This window comes from Lentzea sp. NBC_00516 (assembly GCF_036346835.1).
In the GTDB taxonomy this organism is placed as follows: domain Bacteria; phylum Actinomycetota; class Actinomycetes; order Mycobacteriales; family Pseudonocardiaceae; genus Lentzea; species Lentzea sokolovensis.
Window position 1 is genome coordinate 2,504,365 of the sequence record NZ_CP107840.1, and the last position, 23,627, is coordinate 2,527,991.

The 23,627-nt window shown below is 69.8% G+C and carries 20 protein-coding genes; 8 read left to right on the plus strand and 12 right to left on the minus strand.

Features of this window, described 5'->3' with window-relative positions; translation table 11 throughout:
- Positions 1-125: 125 nt before the first annotated feature.
- Complete coding sequence (locus OG205_RS11385; protein WP_330276170.1) at positions 126-872, plus strand: MBL fold metallo-hydrolase; 747 nt, start codon at positions 126-128, stop codon at positions 870-872.
- A gap of 69 nt (positions 873-941) precedes the next feature.
- On the opposite strand, the gene OG205_RS11390 is transcribed toward OG205_RS11385, so the two are convergent.
- From OG205_RS11390 to OG205_RS11400, 3 genes are all read right to left on the minus strand, one after another.
- Complete coding sequence (locus tag OG205_RS11390; RefSeq protein ID WP_330276171.1) at positions 942-1,715, minus strand: maleylpyruvate isomerase family mycothiol-dependent enzyme; 774 nt, start codon at positions 1,713-1,715, stop codon at positions 942-944.
- A 179-nt stretch (positions 1,716-1,894) separates the two neighbouring features.
- Positions 1,895-2,482 (minus strand): hypothetical protein, encoded by a 588-nt coding sequence (locus tag OG205_RS11395; protein ID WP_330276172.1) that lies wholly within the window; start codon positions 2,480-2,482, stop codon positions 1,895-1,897.
- 292 nt (positions 2,483-2,774) lie between these two features.
- Positions 2,775-3,674, minus strand: a complete 900-nt coding sequence (locus OG205_RS11400) for a fibronectin type III domain-containing protein (protein ID WP_330276173.1) — start codon at positions 3,672-3,674, stop codon at positions 2,775-2,777.
- A 526-nt stretch (positions 3,675-4,200) separates the two neighbouring features.
- On the opposite strand from OG205_RS11400, the gene OG205_RS11405 reads away from it, so the two are divergent.
- Positions 4,201-5,418, plus strand: coding sequence for an MFS transporter (locus OG205_RS11405; protein WP_330276174.1), 1,218 nt, complete (start codon positions 4,201-4,203; stop codon positions 5,416-5,418).
- 76 nt (positions 5,419-5,494) lie between these two features.
- Here OG205_RS11405 and OG205_RS11410 read toward each other — a convergent pair whose 3' ends face one another.
- The 6 genes from OG205_RS11410 to OG205_RS11435 are packed head-to-tail and all read right to left on the minus strand — an operon-like array spanning position 5,495 to position 11,424.
- Positions 5,495-6,421, minus strand: coding sequence for a fumarylacetoacetate hydrolase family protein (locus tag OG205_RS11410; RefSeq protein WP_330276175.1), 927 nt, complete (start codon positions 6,419-6,421; stop codon positions 5,495-5,497).
- A 1-nt stretch (position 6,422) separates the two neighbouring features.
- Positions 6,423-7,361, minus strand: coding sequence for a VOC family protein (locus OG205_RS11415; protein WP_330276176.1), 939 nt, complete (start codon positions 7,359-7,361; stop codon positions 6,423-6,425).
- Entirely contained in the window at positions 7,358-8,368 is a 1,011-nt protein-coding gene (locus tag OG205_RS11420; protein ID WP_330276177.1) for an amidohydrolase family protein, read from the minus strand. The genes OG205_RS11415 and OG205_RS11420 overlap by 4 nt, the downstream gene beginning before the upstream one ends.
- Positions 8,359-9,483, minus strand: a complete 1,125-nt coding sequence (locus OG205_RS11425; RefSeq protein WP_330276178.1) for an FAD-dependent oxidoreductase — start codon at positions 9,481-9,483, stop codon at positions 8,359-8,361. The genes OG205_RS11420 and OG205_RS11425 overlap by 10 nt, the downstream gene beginning before the upstream one ends.
- A gap of 13 nt (positions 9,484-9,496) precedes the next feature.
- Positions 9,497-10,450, minus strand: coding sequence for a cyclase family protein (locus tag OG205_RS11430; RefSeq protein WP_330276179.1), 954 nt, complete (start codon positions 10,448-10,450; stop codon positions 9,497-9,499).
- Positions 10,447-11,424 carry a fumarylacetoacetate hydrolase family protein gene (locus tag OG205_RS11435; protein WP_330276180.1) on the minus strand — a complete coding sequence of 326 codons (978 nt, stop codon included), beginning with the start codon at positions 11,422-11,424 and terminating at the stop codon, positions 10,447-10,449. The genes OG205_RS11430 and OG205_RS11435 overlap by 4 nt, the downstream gene beginning before the upstream one ends.
- 106 nt (positions 11,425-11,530) lie before the next feature.
- Between OG205_RS11435 and OG205_RS11440 the strand changes: the two genes are divergently transcribed.
- The 3 genes from OG205_RS11440 (at position 11,531) to OG205_RS11450 (ending at position 17,052) form a co-directional block, all read left to right on the plus strand.
- Positions 11,531-12,439: a LysR family transcriptional regulator gene (locus OG205_RS11440; RefSeq protein WP_330276181.1), complete on the plus strand. Its 909-nt coding sequence runs from the start codon at positions 11,531-11,533 to the stop codon at positions 12,437-12,439.
- A gap of 172 nt (positions 12,440-12,611) precedes the next feature.
- Positions 12,612-16,829, plus strand: a complete 4,218-nt coding sequence (locus tag OG205_RS11445; RefSeq protein ID WP_330276182.1) for a SpoIIE family protein phosphatase — start codon at positions 12,612-12,614, stop codon at positions 16,827-16,829.
- Positions 16,759-17,052 (plus strand): STAS domain-containing protein, encoded by a 294-nt coding sequence (locus tag OG205_RS11450; RefSeq protein WP_330276183.1) that lies wholly within the window; start codon positions 16,759-16,761, stop codon positions 17,050-17,052. Before OG205_RS11445 ends, OG205_RS11450 begins: the two co-directional genes overlap by 71 nt.
- 38 nt (positions 17,053-17,090) lie before the next feature.
- On the opposite strand, the gene OG205_RS11455 is transcribed toward OG205_RS11450, so the two are convergent.
- Positions 17,091-17,357: an isoamylase gene (locus OG205_RS11455; RefSeq protein WP_330276184.1), complete on the minus strand. Its 267-nt coding sequence runs from the start codon at positions 17,355-17,357 to the stop codon at positions 17,091-17,093.
- Positions 17,358-17,575: 218 nt separating this feature from the next.
- Positions 17,576-19,399, minus strand: a complete 1,824-nt coding sequence (locus OG205_RS11460; RefSeq protein ID WP_330276185.1) for an ABC transporter ATP-binding protein — start codon at positions 19,397-19,399, stop codon at positions 17,576-17,578.
- A gap of 185 nt (positions 19,400-19,584) precedes the next feature.
- On the opposite strand from OG205_RS11460, the gene OG205_RS11465 reads away from it, so the two are divergent.
- From OG205_RS11465 to OG205_RS11475, 3 genes are all read left to right on the plus strand, one after another.
- Complete coding sequence (locus OG205_RS11465) at positions 19,585-20,778, plus strand: fumarylacetoacetate hydrolase family protein (RefSeq protein ID WP_330276186.1); 1,194 nt, start codon at positions 19,585-19,587, stop codon at positions 20,776-20,778.
- 113 nt (positions 20,779-20,891) lie between these two features.
- The gene (locus tag OG205_RS11470; RefSeq protein WP_330276187.1) at positions 20,892-21,557 is read left to right on the plus strand and encodes a Type 1 glutamine amidotransferase-like domain-containing protein; all 666 of its coding nucleotides are present in this window, start codon (positions 20,892-20,894) and stop codon (positions 21,555-21,557) included.
- A 77-nt stretch (positions 21,558-21,634) separates the two neighbouring features.
- Positions 21,635-22,321 carry a ferritin-like domain-containing protein gene (locus tag OG205_RS11475; protein ID WP_330276188.1) on the plus strand — a complete coding sequence of 229 codons (687 nt, stop codon included), beginning with the start codon at positions 21,635-21,637 and terminating at the stop codon, positions 22,319-22,321.
- A 14-nt stretch (positions 22,322-22,335) separates the two neighbouring features.
- On the opposite strand, the gene OG205_RS11480 is transcribed toward OG205_RS11475, so the two are convergent.
- Positions 22,336-23,604, minus strand: coding sequence for a glucuronoxylanase (locus OG205_RS11480; RefSeq protein WP_330276189.1), 1,269 nt, complete (start codon positions 23,602-23,604; stop codon positions 22,336-22,338).
- Positions 23,605-23,627 lie beyond the last annotated feature (23 nt).

Here is a 23,627-nt window from a genome sequence, read left to right on the forward strand (position 1 = left end):
TGTCCGACCATGCCGAGTTGCGGACGGGCCACCGGTATTCCGCGCGATGCGAAAGACGAGTTCGGGAAAGCGGATCAGACCAGGAAGATGCGCTCGATGATGTCATCGAATGACATGCTGTCCGGATGCGACAGATCACTGTGCTGGGCAGTTGTGGCGCATTCCCCGAGCCTGGTCGCGCATGCAGCGGGTTTCTGGTGGACTGGGACGGATACCGGCTGGTGCTCGATCTCGGCTACGCCACGCTGCCTCGTCTGCTGGCCCGCTGCCCGGACGGCGCCGTGGACGCTGTGGTCATCACCCACGAGCATCCCGATCACTGCATCGACCTGCACGGCTTGTTCCGCACACGCTTCTACGGCGGTCCACGCGAGACGAAGGTGCCGCTGTACTGCCCGCCCGGTGTTCTCGCCCGGCTCAGCGGCCTGGAGCCGGAGGTGGACCTGCGCGCGGTCTTCGAGGTGCACCCCCTGCCCGGCGCCTATCGGGTCGGCCCGTTCACCCTGACCGGTGTGCCGCTGCCGCACTACGTGCCCAATGCCGGCGTCCGACTGCAGGCCGACGGGATGACCCTCGCCTACACCGGAGATACCGGTCCCGACCCGTTGCTGGCCGAACTCGGCCGGGACGCCGACCTGTTCATCGTCGAGGCCACCGACCGGGACGGCGAGGTCAGCCAGCCGGTGCGCGACCTGATGACCTCGGCTGAGGCGGGTCGATGGGCCCAGCTCGCGGGCGCGCGCCGGCTCCTGCTCACCCACTTCTGGCCGGGCAACGATCGGGCGGCCTCAGTGGCCGCCGCGCGGGTCGAATTCGGTGGCGATGTGCTGGCAGCAGAGGAAGATCTCGTCATCCCCCTCACCCTCGCCTGAACATCGACCTCGGTCGACAACATTCTCGCGGCCTCCACTCGGCCGGCGCATCAGGCAGATGTTGATTCCTCAGAAGCCTGGAAATACGCGACGCAGGTCGTCGAGCGTGACGCTGCCCTCGACCGTGACGCCGTTGTCGTACGGTGCCTTGAGACGGCCACTGACCAGACGGACGAACGCCTCCTGCGGCCCGTTGAACGTCGCGGAAGGTGACTCGAGGTGGTCCACCACCATGACCGCGTCGTCGATCACCACACCAGCGCCGGGAATCGCGACGGACACGGGGGCCGCGAGCTCGGCCGGCTTCGCGAGGAAGCCCAGCAGGAAGCCCAGGGGCCCGGCCAGGAGGTCGACGAGCACCGCGGCCGAGTCGGCGTTCACTCCGGCGTGTGGATCGAAGGCCACACGTACATCCCACGAGTGGTTGGCCACCTCGTTGAGCCGCATGCCCAGGGCGGTCAGCAGTGGGACCGGCTCCGGCAGGAAGCCGAGGTCGACGGTCAGCGACGAGCGCTGCTCGGGCGTGAGCGCCTCGACCATGTCGAGCCAGCGGCCGTTGTGCTCCAGGAATCCCTCGGCCTGTGCGCGCGGCGCGGACGCGTCCCAGCGGGCCCAGATCGTCTGGTTGTCCTCGGCCGCCACGGTCTCTCCGGCGGCCCTGGCGATCGGCGCACGGCCGATCTCCGCGCCACTGCCGAGATGGGACAGAGCCTGAGCGACGGTCCACTCCGCGGCGCCGCTGGTGAAGGCCAGCTGCTCGTCGGTCGAGGTGCGGACGAGACCGGCGAGCACGTCATGCTCGGCACGCAGGGCAGTGATCGTGCGGTCCACGAGTTGACTCATACCAGCCCCAACTCACAAACCCGCGCATGTGTTCCGCTGGTTCAACCCCACATTGACTCGCCGTCGCGAGAAGCCACCGGTGCACCTCGAGCACGCAGGCCCGCAGGGCCCCGCCGGGCTGACAGCGCCCGGCGCAATCCCGGCTCGCACGCGCTCATGTCGCCGAGCGTGTGCGGGTGTCAGTGCGATCCTCCGAGCCAGTAGAGGGCGAGATCGACGTCGCGGGCGATCCAGGCGTGATCATGCTGGTGAGCCAGGTTGAGCAGGTCGTCGATCAGCTGCATGTAGCGACCGTATCGACCACGGGAGGAGGACAAGGTCCTGCCTAGAAGTTCCAGGCCACGGTGGGCTCGTTTGTCGTACACGGCCATTCGGTGTGGGGCGGCGGCTACCAGCACCGCGGAGGCCAGGGCGTCCCCCGTCGTGAATCCCGGGAGCGAACTCAACAGTCGACGGCCCTGGAATGCTGCCGCCGGTGTCGACGCACGCTCGTCACGGACCGCGTCCACGACGCGCGCCGTGGTGGTGCGCACCTCAATGTCCGGCAGGCTCATCAGCCGGCGCGCCCACGGGGTGTCTGCCCGAAGCCGCTTCCAAAGGAGCAACGCGCCGATGTCCGACTTGCCAATGCTTCCCGCAGCCTGAACGCGCGCCGCTACCTCGATGAGCACCTCGTCGTAGGTGGACGCCACTTGGCGCTCGTACGCGGCGCGTGCGGCAGCCAGCTGCGCCCAACTCTGATCTTGAGCGCCGTCCTGTTCTGTCACACCTGTCAGCATGCAGGGCAATGCCCGATCAGTTCGACAAACCCAGTGCCGAACCATCCGCATCTGCCGATGAGCGGTAGGGGACCACTCCTTCGCAGTCACCGCTTGATCCTTGTCCTGGCACGACGGTGGAATCCCTGTGTTCGGTGTGTCGCCGCTCCTCGCGACCCGAGTCCGGTCCAGCCCGTCGACAGCCAGGCGTTCCACGTGGGTGACCGCGCCCGCGACGACTGCCCTGTCGCGGCATCAGGGTCCGCCGCTGCGCGGGCCCTGCGATAGGTGGGTCAGGGTGTCAGGCCGGCGGGATGGTGAGGATCAGGCCTTGGCTCATGGTCGAGCGGATGCCCTGCACGTCCTTGGTGACGACCTTCGCCCGGTGCTGCCTGTCGGGGGTCAGCCCGGTCAGCGTGACCTGCTTCTCGGTGACCAAGCCGGTGTGCCCGCCGTCGAGGTACACCTCGTAGCCCTGGGTCGGGTTCCACCAGGAGGAGGCTTCCCAGGCCAATGTCACGGACGTCGGGGTCGTCGAGACCACCCGCAACCCGCTGGGGCGCGGCGGCCGCTCGAAGATGACGGACTGCGACCACACGGTGCCCAGCAGGTCGTTCTGCGCCGGGTCGTGCGAGCAGGACGCGGTGACCGTGCCGAGAGGAGTGCCGTCGGCGCGCTCGGGGCGCAGTGTCAGCGCCAGGTCGTCCACGTGCAGGTCGTAGTAACCCGGTGTGGTCAGGAACTGCACCGGGAAGGAGCCCGCGGCCCGCACCGCGGTCCCCTGGGTGGTCGTCAGCCACGTGGGCGCGACGGTGAACGAGGCCTGGGTGGTCCGCGTCCCGTCCGGGCCGGTGATGTGCGCGTCGAGTGTCGCGGTGCTGTCGGTGTCCAGGCGCACCCCGCCGGCCATCGTCAGGACCGGGCGCAGCTCGCGCAGGTCCAGGTCCACGTCGATGTAGGCGGGTTCGTGCCTGGCGACGGTGTTCAGGCCCGCGCCTTCGTCCGGCAGGCCGCCGACGACCCACACGGTCATCCGGGCGCTCGGCCCGAGGGAGGTCGTGCAGGTGTAGTCCATCCGCACCGCGGTCGTCTGCGCCGACGCCGAGGTCGCGGCTCCCGTCAGCGCCCCGACGGCCACCAGGGTGGACAACAGCGACAAGGCGGTGACGCGGAGCGGGTTTCCTTTTCTGCGCAACTTCATGTCCTCTCCGTGTTCACTCGACCACGGAAAGTGTCCCGCACATCAACGTCGGTACGTGTCGACCATTCAGCCGCAGCAAGGTGAAGTCGATGTCCGAGCAACGCCGGACATCCCACGCCACAACGAATGCACTCTCTTGCCGCGAGTCGGGCGTTGCGCCGCTCGGTCCCCAGGACCAATCGGGCCGGCTTGTGTTCAAGACGCTCGAGGCGCACAACCGAGGCATCTCACTCCGCCGCACCTTGGAGCGGAAAGGGTTGGCAGAGCCCTGACAAACGGTCGACCGGGCTACGACCACCTTGCCGCCGTTGAAGGTGACGGCGACGGCGCGGCCTCGCCTCGTAGCGGGCGACGTCATCGGTTCGGCCATCCACGCGGTCGATACCTGCGGTCAGGAATAGTGATTTCCGCACGAGGACCAGCGGCACCAAAACTGTGAGACCACGGTTGCCGATCACCGGAGATCGGCAGGTGCACCTCACCGGAGACGCCTGTGTCGCAACGAGCCTCACATCCCGAAGAGCCAGTGAGAGGTCCGGCCGACGGGCACTCGGCAGTCGGCGGCCTTGTCCTTGACACGGAGCGCCGTGCGGGACGTTCCCAGGCTCTTGTACTGCTACTCGCGAGCTGTCTTCCTGTGCTCGGGTCGGTGCTGCTCGCACCAGTGCTCCCAGCGATCCAGGCGTTCGCCTCGACTCCTGGGGCTTCGGTTCTCGCGCCGATCGTCCTGACCGCGCCGGCGCTCATGATCGGGCTGACGGCTCCCTTCGCGGGTCGTGTCGTGGAACGGACCGGGCGCAAGAGGTTGCTGGTCTTCGGGCTCGTCGCGTACGGGATCTTCGGCACCGCGCCGCTGTGGCTTCCCACGCTGGAGCTGGTCGTGGCCAGCCGGGTCCTCGTCGGGGTCGCCGAGGCCGCCATCATGACCTGCTGCACGACGTTGCTCGCCGACTACTTCCACGGCGAGCAACGGCAGCGGTACTTCGGTCTCCAGACCGTGTGCACGACGGTCGCGGCCACACTGTTCTTCGCGTTGGGCGGGCTGCTCGGAAACCAGGGCTGGAGGACGCCGTTCTGGCTCTACGCCGCGAGTCTGCCCCTTGCCCTGATGGCGGTCCGGTACCTCTGGGAACCCGCCGAACGTCAGGAACGTGCCGGGAGGGTCGCGCTCGCGTGGCGGCTGCTGGCGGCTCCCATCGGGGTAACGCTGGTGGGAGGCCTGGTCTTCTACACGCTGATCGTCGAGTTGCCGTACGTGCTGGGCGGTGTCGGTGTCGAGTCCTCGGCCACGATCGGCATGATCAGCGCGCTGGCTTCGCTCGCCACCGCCGCCGGGGCGTTTCTGTTCACCCCGCTGGCACACCGGGGACCTGGGGTCACCGTGACCCTCGCGTTCCTGTTGTCCGGCATCGGATTGGCGGTGCTCGCCCTCGCGCCGAACACTCCCCTGGTCATCGTGGGCGCCGCGGTCACCGGGCTCGGGAACGGCCTGCTGTTGCCCTCGCTGGTCACCTGGGCGCTCGGGCGGCTCACCTTCGCCCAACGGCCTCGCGCGTCGGGGATGTGGACGGCGGCGCTGTTCATCGGGCAGTTCGTGTGTCCTCTGGTGGTTCTGGCCCTGTCTGCGGCGATCAGCGGCCTGTCGTCCGCGCTCCTGGCGATCGGGGCGCTCTCGTTCCTGCTCGCCGTGGTCACCAGAGCGGTGAGATCGACCGACGCCAAGCCGGTGCTGGCCGATGGGTGATCTGATCGACCTGTTCAACGCCTTCGGCCCGCACCAGTGTGTGGGCAGATACGCGTGCGACTCACACAGTAGGCAGTCAAGGCCTGGTCCGGGGCCGGTGGCGGGCGCGCGGCAGCGGCTTGACCTCCGCTCCGGCGACCACGGTGGTGCGGAGACGGCCGATGCCCTCGACGGTGAGCGTGACGGTGTCGCCAGGGCGCAACGGGTGTTGCTCGGCTCCCCTGCCCCACAGCTCGGCCAGGCAGCCGCCGTTGCCGCAGGTGCCGGAGCCGAGCACGTCGCCGGGGCGCACGGCGGTGCCTCGGGACGCGTAGGCCACCATCTCCTCGAACGTCCAGCTCATGTTGGACAGCAGGTCGGAGCCCACCACCCGGCCGTTGACCTCGGCGGTCAGCGTCAAGCGCAGCAGGCCGTCGGCGTCGCGGTGGTGCTCCAGCTCGTCAGGCGTGACGAGCCAGGGGCCGAGGGTCGTGGCGGTGTCCTTGCCCTTGCACGGGCCGAGTCCGACCGCCATCTCCGCGGTCTGGAGGTCGCGCGCGGACCAGTCGTTGAAGATCGTGTACCCGGCGATGTGGTCGCGGGCCTGTTCCGGGGTGAGGTCGCGGCCTTCGCGTCCGATGACGGCCGCGACCTCCAGTTCGAAGTCCAGCAGTTCCGAACCGGGCGGGACGGGCACGTCGTCGTGCGGGCCGATCACGGCATAGGGGTTGCCGAAGTAGAACGTGGGCGCGGCGTACCACTGCTCGGGCACCCCGGCGCCCGCGCGCATGCCCTCGACGTGTTCCTCGAAGGTGACGAAGTCGCGCACGGTCGGTGGCTGGAGCGGCGCCAGCAGCCGCACCTCCGACACGTGCGGGCCCGCCAGACCGGCGAGGGCCGCGGCGCCGGGCAGGTCGCCGAGCACGTCGGTCAGCGAGGCCGTGCCGACGGGGCGCAGCCGCTCGTCGTCGTCCAGCACGCCGGCCTGCTGCCGGCCGTCGTGGAGGTAGGTGGCGAACCGCATGTCACACCGGCGGGGCGACGAAGCAGCCGCGGTCGGGGTCGTTGAACGACTCCTTGGCGACCAGCTCGTTCATCGGGTTGGCGGTGCCCCACTGGTCGGTGACCTCGGGCTGCGAGAAGTCGTGGACGCTGGGGTGCCAGGTGTCCTCGTCCAGCATCTCGAGCTCGGTCGTGTACTCGACCGTGTTGCCCTGGGGGTCGAGGAAGTAGGAGAACGTGTTGTCGCCCGCCAGGTGGCGACCCGGTCCCCAGATCTTGCGCACGCCGGCGCGCATCAGCCGGCCGGTGCCGCGCATGTACTCGTCCACGCCGCGCAGCTCGAACGAGATGTGGTGTAGCGCGGTGTGCGGCCCCTTGGCCAGCGCGAGGCTGTGGTGCTGCGGGTTGATGCGCATGAAGTGCATGACATCGCCCATGTGCGGCGAGCTCAGACTGTCGGACAACGCGAACGACAGGTGCCGCTCGTACCAGGCCTTGGACCGGTTCAGGTCGGGAGAGTTGAGCACCACGTGCGAGAGCCGGACCGGGATCGCTTCCTTCTCCTCGACGCGGCGGTGCTGCCGGGTCGCCACTTCGGCGGAGACCTCGACGGTGCGGCCGTCGACGTCGAAGAACCGGAAGCCGTAGCCGCCGCCGAGCGTGCCGAGCTTGTCGGGTGTGCTGATGAGCGTGACGCCGGCGGCGATGAGCTGGTCGGCGAGCGCGTCCACGTCGGCCGCAGTCTCCGCGCCGAACGCGACGAGGTCGAGGCGCTTCTCGTCGGCCTTGCGCAGCCGCACGACGTACTGCTCGGGTGAGCCCTCCGCGGCCAGGAAGCTCAGGCCCGAGTCGTTGGCGACCTCGGTCAGGCCCCACACGCCGGCGTAGAACTCCAGTTGCTTGTCGTAGTCGGGCACGGCGAGGTCGACGTGCCTCAGGTGGGTGAGCAATCGCCTGGTCACCGGGTCTCCTTCAGGTTGAGCAGGGTGGCGGCGTTGCCGCCGCGGACGGCGTGGAAGTCGGGCTCGTTCAGGCAGGCGGCGCGCAGCGCAGCGACCGGATCGTCAGTGCCCATGTCGAACGGGAAGTCCGAGCCGAGCAGCACCCGTTCCGGTCCGGCGACGCGGACCAGTTCGCGCAGCACCGCGGGATCGTGGACCAGCGCGTCGAACCACAACCGCCGGACGTAGTGGCTTGGCGGATGCGCGCAGTTCCTGGCGTCGGGGCGAACCCGCCACGCGTGGTCCGCGCGGCCGAGGTGGGTGGGCAGGTAGCCGCCGCCGTGCGCGGCCACGATCCGCAGCCGCGGGTGGCGGTCCAGCACACCGGAGAAGATCAGGTGGGACAGCGCGACGGCGTTCTCCGTCGGCTGGCCGACGCTGTTGGACAGGTACCAGCGGTCCAGGCGCTCGTCCAGGGTGCAGCCGAAGGGGTGCAGGAACACGACCGCGCCGGTCTCGGCGGCCCGTTCCCAGAACGGCTCGTACGCCGGGTCGGAGAGCTCGCCTCCGGGTGCGTGGCTGCCGATCTCCACCCCTGCCAGTCCTTCTCCCAGCGCGTGGTCGAGGGCCTGCACGGCCAGGTCCGGGTGCTGCAGGGGTGCCAGTCCCAGGCCGCGAAGCCGGTCCGGCGCGTGGGCGCAGTGCTTGGCGGTCGCGGTGTTGGCCGTTTCCCACACCGTCCGGGCGAGGTCGCGGTCTGCCCAGTAGTGGTAGTGCGACGGCGAAGGGCTCACGAGCTGCACATCCACCCCGGCACTGTCCATAGCGGACAGTCGTTGCGCGACGTCGGTCAGCGACCCGAACCGGTCGCGGACCATCTCGCCGCTGACGGCCAGCGCGTCGGGGCCGTTGCGGCGGGCGTCCAGGGCACGGGCGGCGGCGAGGGCGGGATCGTCGGCGACGAGCCGTTCCACCTCGGGCAGCAGGACGTGGGCGTGCACGTCCACCGTCGGGGCGATCACGGGCACCGCGCCAGCATGGCCATCGTGCGGCCCATCAGCCCTGGCACGTCGGCATCACGTACGCCGTCGAGCAGCCACTGCCCGATCTGAACGGAGGCGTCGACGACCTCGCGCACTCGCGGATAGCGGCGGTCGCGGTACCCGGTGAGCAGCGCGTCATCCCAAGTGTCCGTTGTGGACAGCAGTTCCGCGAGGACGAGCGCGTCCTCCAACGACATCGCGGCCCCTTGGGCGAGGGTCGGCGGGCAGGCGTGTGCGGCGTCGCCGACGAGCACGACCCGGCCGCGGTGCCACGGACCGTCGACCAGCAGCCGGTCGAACCAGGTGTAGTTGACCTCCGCCGCGTCGGTCAGCGCGGCCTGGATCTCCCGCCACGGTCCGCCGTAGCCCTGGGCCAGCCGCAGCATCTCCTTGGCGTGGGCGGACGGGTCCATGGTGTCGCGGTCGCGGTTGCGCTCGACCAGGTAGGCGTAGGCGGTGTCCTGGCCGGTCGGGCAGCAGCCGGCGATGAAGCACTGTCCGCCGTAGATCATCTGGGTGTGTTCGAGACCGGCCGGGCGGGGCACGGGGGCGCGCCAGATGGCCATGCCGGTGGGCACGGGCCGTTCCTCGACGCCGATCAGGGCGCGGGTCGCGGAGTGGAGGCCGTCCGCGCCGGCGACGAGGTCGTAGCGACCGGTCGTGCCGTCGCTGAAGGTGACGTCGACGCCTTCGTCGTGCTGGCCGATGCCGGTGGCGGTGAGGCCGAGGCGGACCGAGGCGCCGGACGCGCGGACGGCGTCGATGAGGATCTGCTGGAGGCGCGGGCGTTGCATGCCGAGGGTGCCAGGCAGGTCGTCGCCGCCGATGCGGCTGGTCGGCCGCACGGTCAGCACCGCACCGTCCGGCGCGAGGATGCCCAGCTCGTCGAACGGGAACCCGTCGCGCAGCACCTGGTCGATCACGCCGACCTCGCGCAGGACCCGCAGGGCGTTGCCCTGCAGGGTGATGCCGGATCCGGCGGTGGCGTTCCAGTCCGGTCTGGCCTCCACCAGGTCGACAGCATGTCCCGCGCGGCGCAGCAGGACGGTCAGGGCGTTGCCGGCGGTGCCACCGCCGAGAACGAGCACGGTGCGGGTCATCAAGGCTCCTCGGTCACTTCACGGCGACGGGGTTCACCGGCGAGCCGACGGCTCCCGTGATCGGCAACGGCGCGGCGGTCAGCCAGAACTCGTGCACGCCGTCGGCGGCGCAGTCCGCGGCCAGCGCGTCCAGGTCCCACATCTCCCCCACCAGCAGACCGATGTGCGGGATGACGACCTGGTGCAACGGCTGGAAGGCGTCGTCGAACTCGTTGGGACGCACCTCGAAACCCCACGTGTCGGTGGCGATCGCGGCGATCTCGGTGCGGTGCAGCCACGGCGCGGTGGTGAACGACAGGCCCGGCGCCGGTCCACCCGCGTAGTCACCCCAGCCGTCCCGCCTGGCGCGGGCCAGTTGCCCGGTGCGGACGAGCACGATGTCGCCGGGGCCGACGTCGACGCCGTGCGCCTCGGCGGTGGTGACGAGGTGGGCTTCGGTGATGGCGAAGCCGTCGGGCAGTTCGCCGCCACCGATGACTCTGCCGACGTCGAGCAGCACGCCGCGCCCGGCGACGTGAGCGGCCATGTGCTCGATGCCGGTGACCAGGTCACCCGCGGAAGTCACGGTGGTGGCGGCGTCACGGCCGTTCCACGCCCTGCCGTGGTCGAAGATGTGGCCGAGGCCGTCCCACTGGGTCGAGCACTGCAACGGCATGGAGATCACGTCGTCCGCGCCGCCGATGCCGTGCGGGAAGCCCTGCAGCCCGGCGGCCGCGTCGGTCCCGGTGTCCAGCATCGTGTGCACCGGGTTCGTGCGGCGGCGCCAGCCCTTCTGCGGGCCGTCCACGTCGAAGCGCTGGGACAGCGAGAAACTCGCGCCCTTGCGGATCAGCGCGGCGGCCTCCCTGCGCTTGTCCTCGGTGAGGAAGTTCAGTGTGCCGAGGACGTCGTCAGCGCCCCAGCGGCCCCAGTTCGAGCACGTCGCGGCGGCCTCGGCGATCGCGGACTCGGGGTCGGCGCGGTTCATGCCCGCTCCTGCGCGACGCACCGGGTGCGCTGGACGCCCAGCCCGGTGATGGTGCTCTCCATGACGTCGCCGTCGCGCAACAGGCGCCCGTGGTGCATGCCGTTGCCGGCGGGGGAACCGGTGAGGACGAGGTCGCCCGGCAGCAGCGTGGTGGTCTGCGAGACGTAGGAGACCATGCGGGCGACGTCGAAGATCATGTCCTTTGTGGACTCGTCCTGCATGGTGTCCCCGTTGAGCTTGAGGGTCAGTCGCAGGTCCGCCGGGTCCGGCACGAACTCCGCCGGCACGAGGTACGGCCCGAGCGGGGTGAAGCCGGGCGCGTTCTTCGAGCGCAGCCAGTCGGTGCCGATCTCCCGCATGTCGTTGCGGAACACCAGATCGCGGGCCGTGAGGTCGTTGGCGATCGTGTAACCGGCGACGTGCCGCAACGCCTCCTCCGGCGACACGCGGTGAGCCGGAGTGCCGATGACCGCCGTCAGCTCCAGTTCCCAGTCCGGCTGCTCGCACCACGACGGCAGCACGACGTCGTCGTAGGGGCCGGTGATCGCCGACGGCAGACCGATGAACACGTACGGCTGGTCTTCGCGTGCGCGACGGTCCATCAGCTCCGCCGCTCGCGCCCGTGCCTGCTCCTCGCTCTCGGCGGAGTCCGCCGGGCGGTGCGCGACCACGAGATCGATGACGTGCTGGCGGTAGTTGGCCCCTGATTGGAAGACCTGCCGCGGCGCGACCGGCGCGTGCACGCGCAACCCGTCCAGCGGCAGCCATTCCTGGGCCTCGCCCGCCAGGTGGCGCAACGAGGGCAGTGCCTCCGGCCATCGCTCGAGGACGTCGAGCGTCGAGGCCGACCGCCACTCCAGGGCCCGGCCGAGGTCGGCCACGCGGTCGTCCACCACCAGGCCGGGGAACGACTGGCCGTCCGCCCGGGAGAAGGTGCCGAGCGCGAACCGGACGGGTTGCGGCGGTGTTGCCATGAGGTGTCCTCCCGTGTCGTGAGGACTACTGTGGCCGCCACCAGAGGATCACGGAAATGAATGTTCTTGATGCTCTCCATCCACGCCGTGCATGACCGGAGGTGCGGTGAACCTGTCGAATCTCGACCTCAACCTGGTCGTGGCCCTGCGCGCCCTGCTGGAGGAACGCAACGTCACCAGGGCGGGCCGGCGCATCGGCCTGACGCAGCCGGCCATGAGCGCGGCCCTGGCGCGCCTGCGCCGTCACTTCGACGACCCGCTGCTCTCCCGCACCGGCTCGCTCTACAGCCTCACCCCTCTCGGCGCCGTGCTCCGCGACCGCGCCGCCACCGCCTGCGACGTGCTGGAACGCGTGTTCACCAGCCAGGCCACGTTCGATCCCGCCACCGACACCCGCGAGTTCACGCTCGTCACCTCCGACTACGGCGCGACGGTCCTCGGCGTGCCGCTGGCCCGCGTGCTGCACGACGAGGCCCCCGGAGTCCACCTGACGTTCCACCAGACGTCCCCGGCGTTGCTGGAGAACCTCGGCACGCTGCTGAGCACGGTGGACGGTCTCCTGCTCCCGCACGGCGTCATAGACGGCTTCCCCGCGGTGGAACTGTTCAGCGACCAATGGGTGTGCCTCGTCGCCGACGACAACCCCGCCGTCGGCGACGAACTCACCCTGGACCAGCTCGCGGACATGCCGTGGGCGGTCTACCAACGCGCCTACGACGCACCCGTGACCCGGCAGCTCAGCATGCTCGGCATCAGCCCCCGAGTGGACGTCTCGGTCCCCTCGTTCCACCTGCTGCCGATGCTGGTCGCGGGCACCAGACGCGTTGCCCTCGTGCAGAAACGACTGGTCGGGCTTTTCCCGATCGCCGGCGTCCGCGTGCTGCCCTCCCCGTTTCCGTCTGTGCCGCTCCAGGAGGCCATGTGGTGGCATCCGGTGCACGCCCAGGACGCGGGACACGCGTGGCTGCGCCAGGTGATCAGGAAAGTCGGTCAGGCCGTGAACGGAACCGGATAGGCGACGGTCCGGGTGCTCACGCGCCTCGTCCGGTCCACTTCGGACCTCCCCGGCGGGTGGCCGACGCCGATGTTGTCCACCGCACATTCGTCGCCACTCGTTGTGCAGCCGTCGCCGGGTGTCGGCACCCTGGACAGATCAGCATGTCGGGGTGCGGCGAAGGGAACGGTCGGTGGGGCGCTTTGACAACAACGGACACGGAGACGACCGTTCCGCGCTCACCGATGTGTTCGCCGAGGACCCGGAGATCGGCCGCGACCTCGCCGCGGTGAACTGGGCCGCCACCCCGCTCGGTCCGCCGGCCGGCTGGCCGCAGAGCCTGCTGACCGCTGTCAGCGTCCTGCTGTCGTCCCGGTTCTCGATGTGGCTGGCGTGGGGGCCGGAGCTGACCTTCTTCTGCAACAACGCCTATCGGCGCAACACGCTGGGACGCAAGTACCCGTGGGCGTTGGGCAGACCGGCCGCCGAGGTGTGGGCGGAGATCTGGGAGGACGTCGAGCCCAGAGTGGACAGCGTGCTCAGCACCGGGCATGCGACCTGGGACGAGGCGTTGTTGTTGTTCCTGGAGCGTTCCGGGTATTCGGAGGAGACCTACCACACCTTCTCCTACAGCCCGCTGCGTGACGACCACGGTGCGGTGGCAGGAATGTTGTGCGTGGTCAGCGAGGAGACCGAACGCGTCATCGGTGAACGGCGGATGGCGACGCTTCGGGACCTCGGCTCGGATCCCACCGTCGCGCGGCAGGAACGAGAGGTGCTGGCGTTCGACTGCGCGCAGCTCGAGCGCAACCGGCGGGACCTGCCGTTCACCCTGATCTACCTCGCCGACCACGGCCGCGCCCGGCTGGCCGGGACGACGGGGATCAAGCCGGGTCATCCGATCGCTCCGGCGATCCTCTCGCCCTCGGACGAGTCACCGCCGTGGCCGGTGGCGACCGTGCTGGGCGGCGGCTCCGTCGAGGTCGAGCTCGAACGGTTCACCGATCTTCCCAGCGGCGACTGGCACAGACCTCCCGCCAGCGCCCTGGTGGTGCCGCTGCAGCGGCCGGGCGGCGCACCGCACGGGTTCCTGGTCGCCGGTCTGAACCGGCACCGGCCGCTCGACGACGGCTACCGCGGGTTCGTCGACCTGGTCGCGGGACACATCGCCTCCGGCATCGCGGGAGCGCACGACTTCCAGGCGCAGCAACGACGTGCCGAGGAACTCGCCGAGCTCGACCGTGCCAAGACCACGTTCTTCTCCAACATCAGCCACGAGTTCCGCACCCCGCTCACACTCATCATGGGCCCGGTGCAGGACCTGCGGAACCGGCTGGCGGAGGCGGACCCGCAGGCAGGTCAGGAACTGGAGGTCATCCACCGCAACGGCCTGCGGCTCGGCAAGCTGGTCAACACGCTGCTGGACGTCTCCCGGCTCGAGGCGGGCCGCATGCAGGCGCGCTTCCAGCCCGTCGAGCTCGCGACGATCACCGCGGAGCTGGCCGGCGTCTTCCGCTCGGCCGTGGAGAAGGCGGGGCTGGACTTCGAGATCGACTGCTCCCCCCTGCCAGAGCCGGTGCACATCGACCTCGGCCTGTGGGAGAAGGTCGTGCTGAACCTGCTGAGCAACGCGCTCAAGTTCACCGTCGAGGGCTCGGTCGGCATCACCGTGCGCGCCGGGGCGGACAACGCGGTCGTGACGGTCAGCGACACCGGGGTCGGCGTGCCGCGGCACGAGATCCCCAGGCTGTTCGAACGCTTCCACCGCATCGAGAACAGCTGGTCGCGGTCGAGGGAGGGCAGCGGTATCGGGCTCGCGCTCGTGCAGGAGCTCGTCCATCTGCACGGCGGCACCATCCGCGCCGACAGCGTCGAGGGAGAGGGCACCAGCTTCACCGTCGAGCTGCCGTTCGGCACGGACCACCTGCCCGCCGAGGCGGTGTCGCGGGAGCCCGTGCCGCCGACGGTGTCGGACATCGCCGCCCCCTACGTGCAGGAGGCGTTGCAGTGGCTGCCGGACTCCGGTCCCGCCGTCGAGGAGCTGTTGCCCAGCCCGGCGGCCGGCGCCGCGCCGCAGGTGCCCGCGACCGTGCTGGTCGTCGACGACAACGCGGACATGAGGGAGTACCTCACCCGGTTGCTGTTCAGGGCCGGGTACGAGGTCCGTGCCGTGAACGACGGCCAGGCGGCGCTGGAGACCGCGCGCGCTCATCCGCCGGACCTGGTGGTCAGCGACGTGATGATGCCGCGCATGGACGGTCTTTCGCTGGTCGCGGCCCTGCGAGCGGACCCGCGGACCATGGCCGTGCCGGTGCTGCTGCTGTCCGCCAGAGCCGGGCAGGAGGCGTCCGGCGAGGGGCTGCTGGCCGGCGCGGACGACTACCTCGTCAAACCGTTCGCCGCCGCGGACCTCCTGGCGCGGGTGCGGGCGAACGTGGACCTCTCCCGGCTGCGCGGCCGGCACGCCCGCTGGCGTGACGCGCTGATCGACTCCCTGCAGGAGGCGTTCTTCGTCTGCGACGACGACGGCACCGTCGTCGAGGTCAACGCCGCGTTCACCGACATCCTCGGCTACGGGCCGGACGGCCTGCCCTACGCCGTCCCGCACCCGTGGTGGCCGGACGAGCGGACCGATCCCGAGGCGCACAGCCAGTTCGCCGGGGCGTTCGAGGCCAGGTCCGGGCGCGACCAGCGCAGCCACACCGTCCCGGTCACCCATCGCGACGGCAGGAGGCTGTGGGTCAGCGCCCTCATGAACCCCGCCCGCGACCCGGACAGCGGCAGGACGATGACGGTCGGCACCTTCCGCGACGTCACCGCCGAGCACCACGCGCGCAGGCGTGAGGCCGCGCTCGCGGAGCTCAGCCTGCGGTTGTCGCGGGCGACCAGCGCGCCCGAGGCGCTGTCCGGCGCGCTCGAGCACCTGGAGACCCTGTGGCGGGCCGAGCAGGTGCTGGCCGTCGTCTTCGGCCGCCACGAGACGCCGCGGGTCACCACCGTCGCCGGGCACCTCGCCTGGGACGACCTCCCGGCGGACCTGCGCTCGACGCTCGACGAGGTGAAGGACCACCGGGCGCTCACCCCCGTCTCCCCGGAGCGGGGCAGCGCCGCCGTCACCGTCGAGCACCCCGACGGGCCGATGGTGCTGTGGCTGCGCCTCCACTCGCACAACGGCTTCACCGAGCAGGACGAGCTGCTGCTGTCGTTGCTGGCCGGTCATCTCACGCAGGGCCTGTCCCGGGCGCGGCAGATCGACCAGCAGCGGGAGACGGCGCTGGCGCTGCAACGAGCCATCCTGGGCCCGTCGCACCTGCCCGGCGGGTTCGCTGTGCGCTACGAACCGGCGGCGCGTCCGCTCGAGGTCGGCGGTGACTGGTACGACACGTTCCCGTTGCCGGACAAGCGCATCGGCATCGTCGTCGGGGACTGCGTCGGCCGCGGCCTCAGCGCCGCGGCGGTGATGGGTCAGCTGCGCAGCGCCTGCCGTGCGTTGATGCTGCAGGAGACCGGGCCCGCACGCGCACTCATGGCGCTCGACCACTTCGCCGACGGAGTTCCCGGCGCCTTGTGCACCACGGTGTTCTGCGGAGTCCTCGACCCCTCCACCGGACACCTCGTCTACTCGAGCGCCGGACACCCGCCCGCGATCCTGGCGCTGGCAGACGGCACCACCCACCTGCTCGAAGGCGGGCGGTCCATCCCGCTCGCGGTCAAGGTGGGCGTGCCGCGCACGGAGGCCGAGTGCCACCTGCCGCCCCGCTCCACCCTGCTCACCTACACCGACGGACTCGTCGAACGCCGTCGCAGCTCGCTGACCGAGGGCATGGACAAGGCCGCGCGTGCCGTCCAGGAAGGCCGTGCGAGCGGCCTGGAGGACCTCGCCGGCCAGATCATGGCCGCACTGGCACCGGAGGGAGGCTACGACGACGACGTGGCCATGCTCCTGTACCGGCATCCGGCGCCGCTGGACATGACCTTCCCCGCGGAGCCAGGCCAGCTCGGCGGCGCCCGTCACGCGTTGCGCACCTGGCTGCGGCAGTGCGGGCTCTCCGCGAAACGCGCCCAGAGCGTCCTGCTGGCCGTCGGGGAGGCGTGCACCAACGCCGTCGAGCACGCCTATCTGGAGACCGCCCGCAAGGACGTCCGGGTCCGGGTGGAGACGGCGGGCAGCTCCGGGTTGCTCGCGACCGTCGCCGACACCGGCACCTGGAAACCACAGGCCAGCGACCCCGCGACGAAGCGTGGCCGGGGTACCGCGATCATGAGGAAGATGATGGACGAGGTCACCATTCGTCCCGATCCATCCGGCACCACCGTGACGATGCAGGTGAGGATTCTCGATGACGACGCCGCTGACGCTGACCAAGACCGTCGATCCGCAGGGCCGCTCGGCCATCAAGGCGGTCGGTGAGATCGACCTGAGCAACGCCGAGGCCTTCGCGGCCGCGTTCGCGGACACGACCGGTCCGCTGGTCGTCGACCTGTCCGAGGTGCAGTACATCGACAGCGCCGGGATGAGCGTGCTGTTCACGCACGCCGAGCGGGCCGAGCTGATCGCGAACCCGTTGCTCGCGCCGATCCTCGAGATGTCCGGGCTCACCTCGCTGACCACGGTCCGGGAGAAGGACGCGTAGCAGGGGCCGACCCGCTCGCCGGCTGACCTGGTGCCCCGTCAGACGGTGATCACGCAGCCGTGGTCGTCCTGTGCCGCCGCGTCCGAGTCGTCGAACCAGTGGCCGTTCGAGCCGAGGTAGCGGAACCGCAGCGTCGTGCCGCGCGGAACGACGACCGCCGCGGTGCGGTTGCCGTTGGAGCGGGCGCGGAGTTCGGTCGCTCCCGGTTTCCAGCCGTTGAAGTCACCGACCACGCTCACCGGCCCTGGCGGCTCGTGCCGGGGCAGCGCCCAGGTCACCCGCATGTGCTGATCCTTGGCGGGCACGATTCGAATCATCCGCTCGTCGTTCCTTCCCCGTGTTTCGGTTGCGACGCTGTGACAACCTGCCGGTTGTGTCCACATCGGACTAGTCGGCGCGCCTGGCAAGGCGCGAAATCGCCGGATCGAGTGACCCGCGAAGGTCAACGTTCACCGGAGCGATTCCACTCACGAGGACACCTGCGGAGCGTCGTCACCTTCCCGGTCGTCGCGTCGCTTCGGGCTCACCGCGCCCGTTCACCGGACAGGGATTCGGCGGGCACCGCCTCGTCGAGGAAGCCGCCGGACTGGTGGCGCCACAGCTTCGCGTACGTCCCGTCGACGTCCAGAAGTTCCGCGTGGGTGCCCTGTTCGACGATCCGGCCCCGGTCGAGCACGATCAGCCGGTCCATCCGCACGACCGTGCTCAGCCGGTGCGCCACGACGATCGCGGTGCGGCCCTCCATGAGCCGCCACAGCGCCTCCTGGACCAGCACCTCGCTCTCCGAGTCCAGCGCGCTGGTCGCCTCGTCCAGCAGCAGGATCGGCGCGTCACGCAGGATGGCGCGGGCCAGCGCGACCCGCTGCCGCTGTCCGCCGGACAGTTTGATGCCGCGTTCGCCGACCATCGTGTCGAACCCGTCGGGCAGCGCGTCCACGAACTCCGTCACGTGCGCGGCATGCGCGGCGCGGTGGATCTCGGCGTCGGTCGCGCCCGGCCGTGCGAACGCGATGTTCTCGCGCAGCGTCCGGTGGAACATGGCCGGGTCCTGGGGCACGTACCCGATCAGGCCCCGCAGGTCGGCCTGACTCAGGCGGGCGATGTCCTGGCCGCCGATGAGGACGCGGCCCCGGTCGACGTCCATCAGCCGCAGAAGCAGCCGGGTGAGCGTGGTCTTGCCGCCGCCGGAGCGGCCGACGAGCCCTATCCGCGTGCCCGCCGGGATGTCGAGGTCGAGCCCGTCGAACAGCGGCTCGCCACCGCCGTGCGTGAACACGACGTTCTCGAACTGGACCCGGGAGTCCTTCACGCGCAACGGTTCCGGGTGCGACAGGTCGAGCACGGTCGGCGGGTCGAGCAGCAGTTCGGTGAACTGGGCCGCCTCGGTGAGCGCGCTCTCCACCTGCCGGTAGATCTGGTTGAACTCGAACATGATCCGCGTCGCGTTCCCGAAGTAGGCGAACGTCACCACGATCGCCTCCACGCCGAGCCCGTCGCTGACCCCGATCGCGACCACGAGGCCGAGCACGTTGGTGAGCACGGACAGCGGGGCGATGACGGTGTCGATGCGCAGGTTGTTGTAGTCCCACGACCGCATTGCCAGCGTTCGCTGCCTGGCGGCACGGGTCCGGTGCTCCGCTCCCTCTCGCCGCTCGGCGGCGAACGCCCGCACCGTCTCCATGTTCGTGAGCGTGTCCGAGACGTGGCCGGACACCTGGGCGATGGCGGCCTCGCGCTCGTCGACCAGCCGCTGGCGGTGGCGGATGAGCGGCGCGACCACACATCCCGTGACCAGGATCAGGCCGACCAGCACCGCGACGAGCACCGGGTGGTAGCTCCACAGCACGACGCAGGCGAAACCCAGCGGGATGACGTTGGCGAAGATCTTGAACGCCAGCGTGTCCACGAAGTCCTCGAAGCGGAACGCGAAGCCCAGCACCCGTTTGGTGAGCGACCCGGCGAAGTTGTCGTGGAAGAACGCCGCGTCCTTCCCCAGCAGCTCGTCCATCGCGAGGGCGGACAGGTTCTCGATGCCGCGGCCGTCCACGCGGTTGAGGCAGTGCAGGCCGATGCGCCACAACAGTTCCGAGAGCAGCATGAAACCGCCGAAGGCCAGCACGTACGGCAGGACGGCGCTCAGGCTCGTGCCCCCACCACCCGCGAGCTTTCCCACGAGCCCGCCCACCGCCAACGGCGCGAGATAGAGCTGGCAGGTGACGCCCAGCGCGGGCAACACGAGTGCCCCCGCGGAGATGAATCCGTGGCGCCGCACTTCCTTTCCGTACAGGCGCAGGGCGAGCGGCACCGCGTTCTTGCGGACAGGCCTCTCCGATCCTGGCACTACCATCCGCCCCCTCCGAACACCCCGGATTCCTCATGCTGCCGCAGAGGGCCGGGTGGCAGCGATCGAATATCCCGCGATGCGGAGTTCGGTCTTCGCCTGCTCCGAGGCAGAGCTGTCACTCGAAGCCGGGACAGGGGAAGCTCATCGGGACTTCGAACTGATCTGTGGTGCCGGCAGGAAGGATCTCCATGGGGATCTCGCTCGACGCAGCCAACGTTCTTCCTCACGACGCAGCGGACGCCACGCTTGTCGCGAGGGTCTTCGACCCGTCCGCGGCCGGCCCTTCGGTCGTGACGGTCCGCGGCGACGAGGTCATCGACCTGTCGCCGCTGGCGGCGACCGTTTCGTCGCTGCTCGAGCGGCCGGACGCGCTGGAGATCGTCAAGAATCACCAGGGCGGCACGTCGTGGCCGCTCGCGGAGGTTCTGGCCGCCACGACGAACCCGGCCGATGCCGTTCCCCGGTTTCTGGCACCGGTCGACCTGCAGGTGCTCAAGGCCGCCGGCGTGACCTTCGTCCGCAGCATGCTCGAGCGGGTCATCGAAGAGCGCGCCGACGGGGATCCCACGCGGGCCGAGGAAGTTCGCGCGAAGGTGGGCGCGATCGTCCAGGGCCACATCTCGAACCTGAAGCCGGGGTCCGCGGAGGCCGCGGAGGTGAAGAGGGTTCTTCAGGCCGAGGGCCTGTGGTCGCAGTACCTCGAGGTCGGTATCGGCCCGGACCCTGAGATCTTCACCAAGGCCCCGGTGCTCTCGGCGGTGGGGCTGGGTGCCGACATCGGCGTTCTCGCCCGCTCGGCCTGGAACAACCCCGAGCCCGAGCTCGTCCTGGTGGTGGACTCGCGCGGGAACCCGGTCGGCGCGACGCTCGGCAACGACGTCAACCTGCGCGACTTCGAGGGCCGCAGTGCTCTGCTGCTCACCGAGGCGAAGGACAACAACGCTTCCTGCGCCATCGGGCCGTTCCTGCGGCTGTTCGACGACGGGTTCAGCCTGGCGGACGCCAAAGCCACCGAGATCGCCTTGGACATCACCGGCCCCGACGGTTTCGAGCTGCACGGCGTGAATCCGGTCTCCGAGATCAGCCGGGAGCTCGAGGACCTCGTGTCCCACGCTTTCGGCCCCCACCACCGCTATCCCGACGGGTTCGCGCTGTTCACCGGCACGATGTTCGCTCCGACCGAGGACCGGGACCAGCCCGGCGAAGGGTTCACCCACAAGGTCGGGGACGTCGTTCGCATCTCCTCGCCCCGATTGGGCGCGCTGACGAACGTCGTGAACACGGCCGAGGACGCCGACGACTGGGCGTTCGGCATCACCGCGCTGATGGAGAACCTCGCCGCCCGCGGTCTGCTGGGCTCGCGCACGGAGGCGCGCTCGTGACCTAGGTGGTCCGAATCTCGGTCGTGGAACGTCGCCCTGGGATCCGCGATGAGTTGCGAGCAGGTCCGTGGTCTACAACCACATCGACCTTCCGCGCACGTTTGGAGACAACTGTGAAGCTCTTGCTCACCTCAGGCGGCGTCACGAACCCGAGCATCCACTCGGCGCTCGAGCAGCTTGCCGGCAAGCCGATCTCCGAGTGCTACGCCCTCTGCATTCCGACAGCCCAGTGGGGGAACCCGATGAGCAGTCCGGCGTCGGTGCGGGGATTCGTGGCCGCCGCCGACCCCAGGTCCCGGCATTCTTCCGGCCTGGGCTGGGCGTCGCTCGGCGTCCTCGAGCTCACCGCACTGCCCACCATCGACGCGCGGCGATGGGTTCCCTGGGTCTACGAGGCGGACGTGCTCCTGGTCAACGGCGGCGACGCGACGTACCTGTGCCATTGGCTGCGGGAGTCCGGGCTGGCCGATCTGCTGCCTTCCCTGCCCGACAAGGTCTGGGTGGGCGTGAGCGCCGGAAGCATGGTGATGACGCCCCGCGTCGGGACGGACTTCGTCGAGTGGCCCGCGGCTCCGGACGACCGGACGCTGGGGGTCGTCGACTTCTCGATCTTCCCGCACCTGGACGTCTTCCCCACGAACACCATGGCCGACGCGGAGCGGTGGGCCGCCGAGATCGGCGTGCCCGCCTACGCGATCGACGACCAGACGGCCATCAAGGTCGTCGACGGCTCCGTCGAGGTGGTCTCCGAGGGGCAATGGACGAAGTTCGAGGCGTAGTCACCCGCACGCCGAACCTTCACAGAACCTCCCCACAACCCGGCCAACGCGTGCGGCGGCCCGGCCGTCTTCCGTTCATGTTCACCACATGGGTCGAGAACTTCGAGGCCGAAGCCGCGCGCCGGAAGCGAGTGGGCGATCCCGACTGGGCCGTCGGCGCCCGGATGCACCCCGACGTCGTCAAGAGCGTGCAACGGTTCCAGGTCGGCGAGTCCGGCGACGGCGCCAACCTGATCGCCAAGGCGGGCGGCGGGACGTACGGCGCGGCGGTGCGGCTGTTCGTCGCCGAGGAGCAGAACCACGCGCGGATGCTGGAGCATCTGCTGCGGGCGGCAGGCCAGCCGACGATCAGTTCACATTGGACGGACGTGGTGTTCGTCCGGTTGCGTCGTGCGCTGGGACTGCGACTGGAGCTGATGGTGCTGCTCATCGCGGAAACCGTGGCTCTGCGGTACTACCGGGCGTTGCGGGACGGCAGTCGTGACCCACTCACCGTTGAGGTCGCGGATCGGATCCTGCGGGACGAGGAGCGGCACGTTCCGTTCCACCAAGCCCGGCTCGGCCGGGTTCGGTGGCCTGCGCGGGCGTTCTGGTGGCTGCTGTTCGCCGGAGCCGTGGTGACGGTCGCGCACGACCACGCGCCAGGGCTGCGACAGCTCGGAGTCGGGCCCTGGCAGTTCGTCGTGCAGACGCTCGAAATCGTTCGACTGCAAGGAATAATGGACGGCGAAGCGCATCGTTCTGCACGCACGGCCGCGCCTTGATGAGCGCGATGGCCTCAGTTCAGGACGAACGTCCTGATGCTGCGGGCAGGCAACTGGGCGTTGAAGGACCCGTTCGACATGGTGAAGTCGTTGTAATGGCCGAGGGTCGCGGTCTGGCTGGTCAGCCAGGTCGAGATCGTCGCGGAACCGACGTCCCGGATGGTGAACACGTGGTCGACCGGCGACGTGTTCTTGTTGACGGCGACGATCACGATCCTGGATCCGCTCTTGAACGCAGAGATGTAGACGTTCGACTGCGGGTTCGCGGTCGCGGTGATGCGCGAGTAGCCGGGCCGAACCCATTTCGAGAAGTGCGCCATGTTGGCGCCGCGCTTGCTGATCTGCCCGTCCTCGCGCATCGGACCGTAGGAGCGGCGGATGTACCACCACACATAGGTCTGGAACCGGCCGTTCACCAGCGCGCGGTGGATGTGCTCGCCCACGTCGAGCGCCTGCGGCCACAGGTCGGCGGAGTCGCTGCTGTTGGGGTGGTAGACCTCGGTCATCCACAACTCTTTGCCGCTGCCCTTCTGCTGGAACAGCGGGTACGGAAAGTCCGCGGGCTGGGTGCCGTAGAGGTGCGCGCCGATGATGTCCACATTCGCCAGTGCGGCGGCGTCGTTGAGGATGGGGTCGGAGAGGTTCTTGCGATATTGGAACGACTCGGGAGCGATGACCCTGGTGTTGATGGTGCCCGCGTTCTCGCGCAGGAACCTGACGATTTCACCGGAGGTCCACGCCGTCCATTCCTGCGCGTAGTCCGGCTCGTTCTGGACCGAGATGCCGTACAGGTTGACTCCGTTGTTCGCCATGAACGCGGAGAAGTCGTTCAGGTGCTGCGCATAGGCACCGTAGGAGGCGTACCGCAGCCGCTTGCCTCCGGAGAAGCTCTCGGTCATCGAGGCAGGCGGGTTCCACGGCGAGGCGATCACCTTGGCCCCGAGCTCGACCGCGCGCCTGGCGGTGGCGACCTCGCGACTCCAGTTCGCCCTGTCCTCGTGGACAGGAATGCGCAGCACGGTGAACCCCAGCTGCCCCGCACCGTTGCCGAACGCCGTTTCGCGCTGCGCTGCGGTCAGATCGCTGATCCAGACGGTGTGGTTCATGCCGCCGAAGCCCAGGATCGTCTGCTGCACGTTCGACGGTTCGACGACCACCGAGGTGGCCGCCGCGGCAGGTGTCGCCACCGCCAGCACCGGTAGCGCGGCGCCCGCCGCGAGCAACGTCCGCCGGCGCAAGGGCTGCGAACCTTCGATGTCGGACTGGTCTCGACGTGCTGACATGGCATCTCCACAAAGTTGATCTC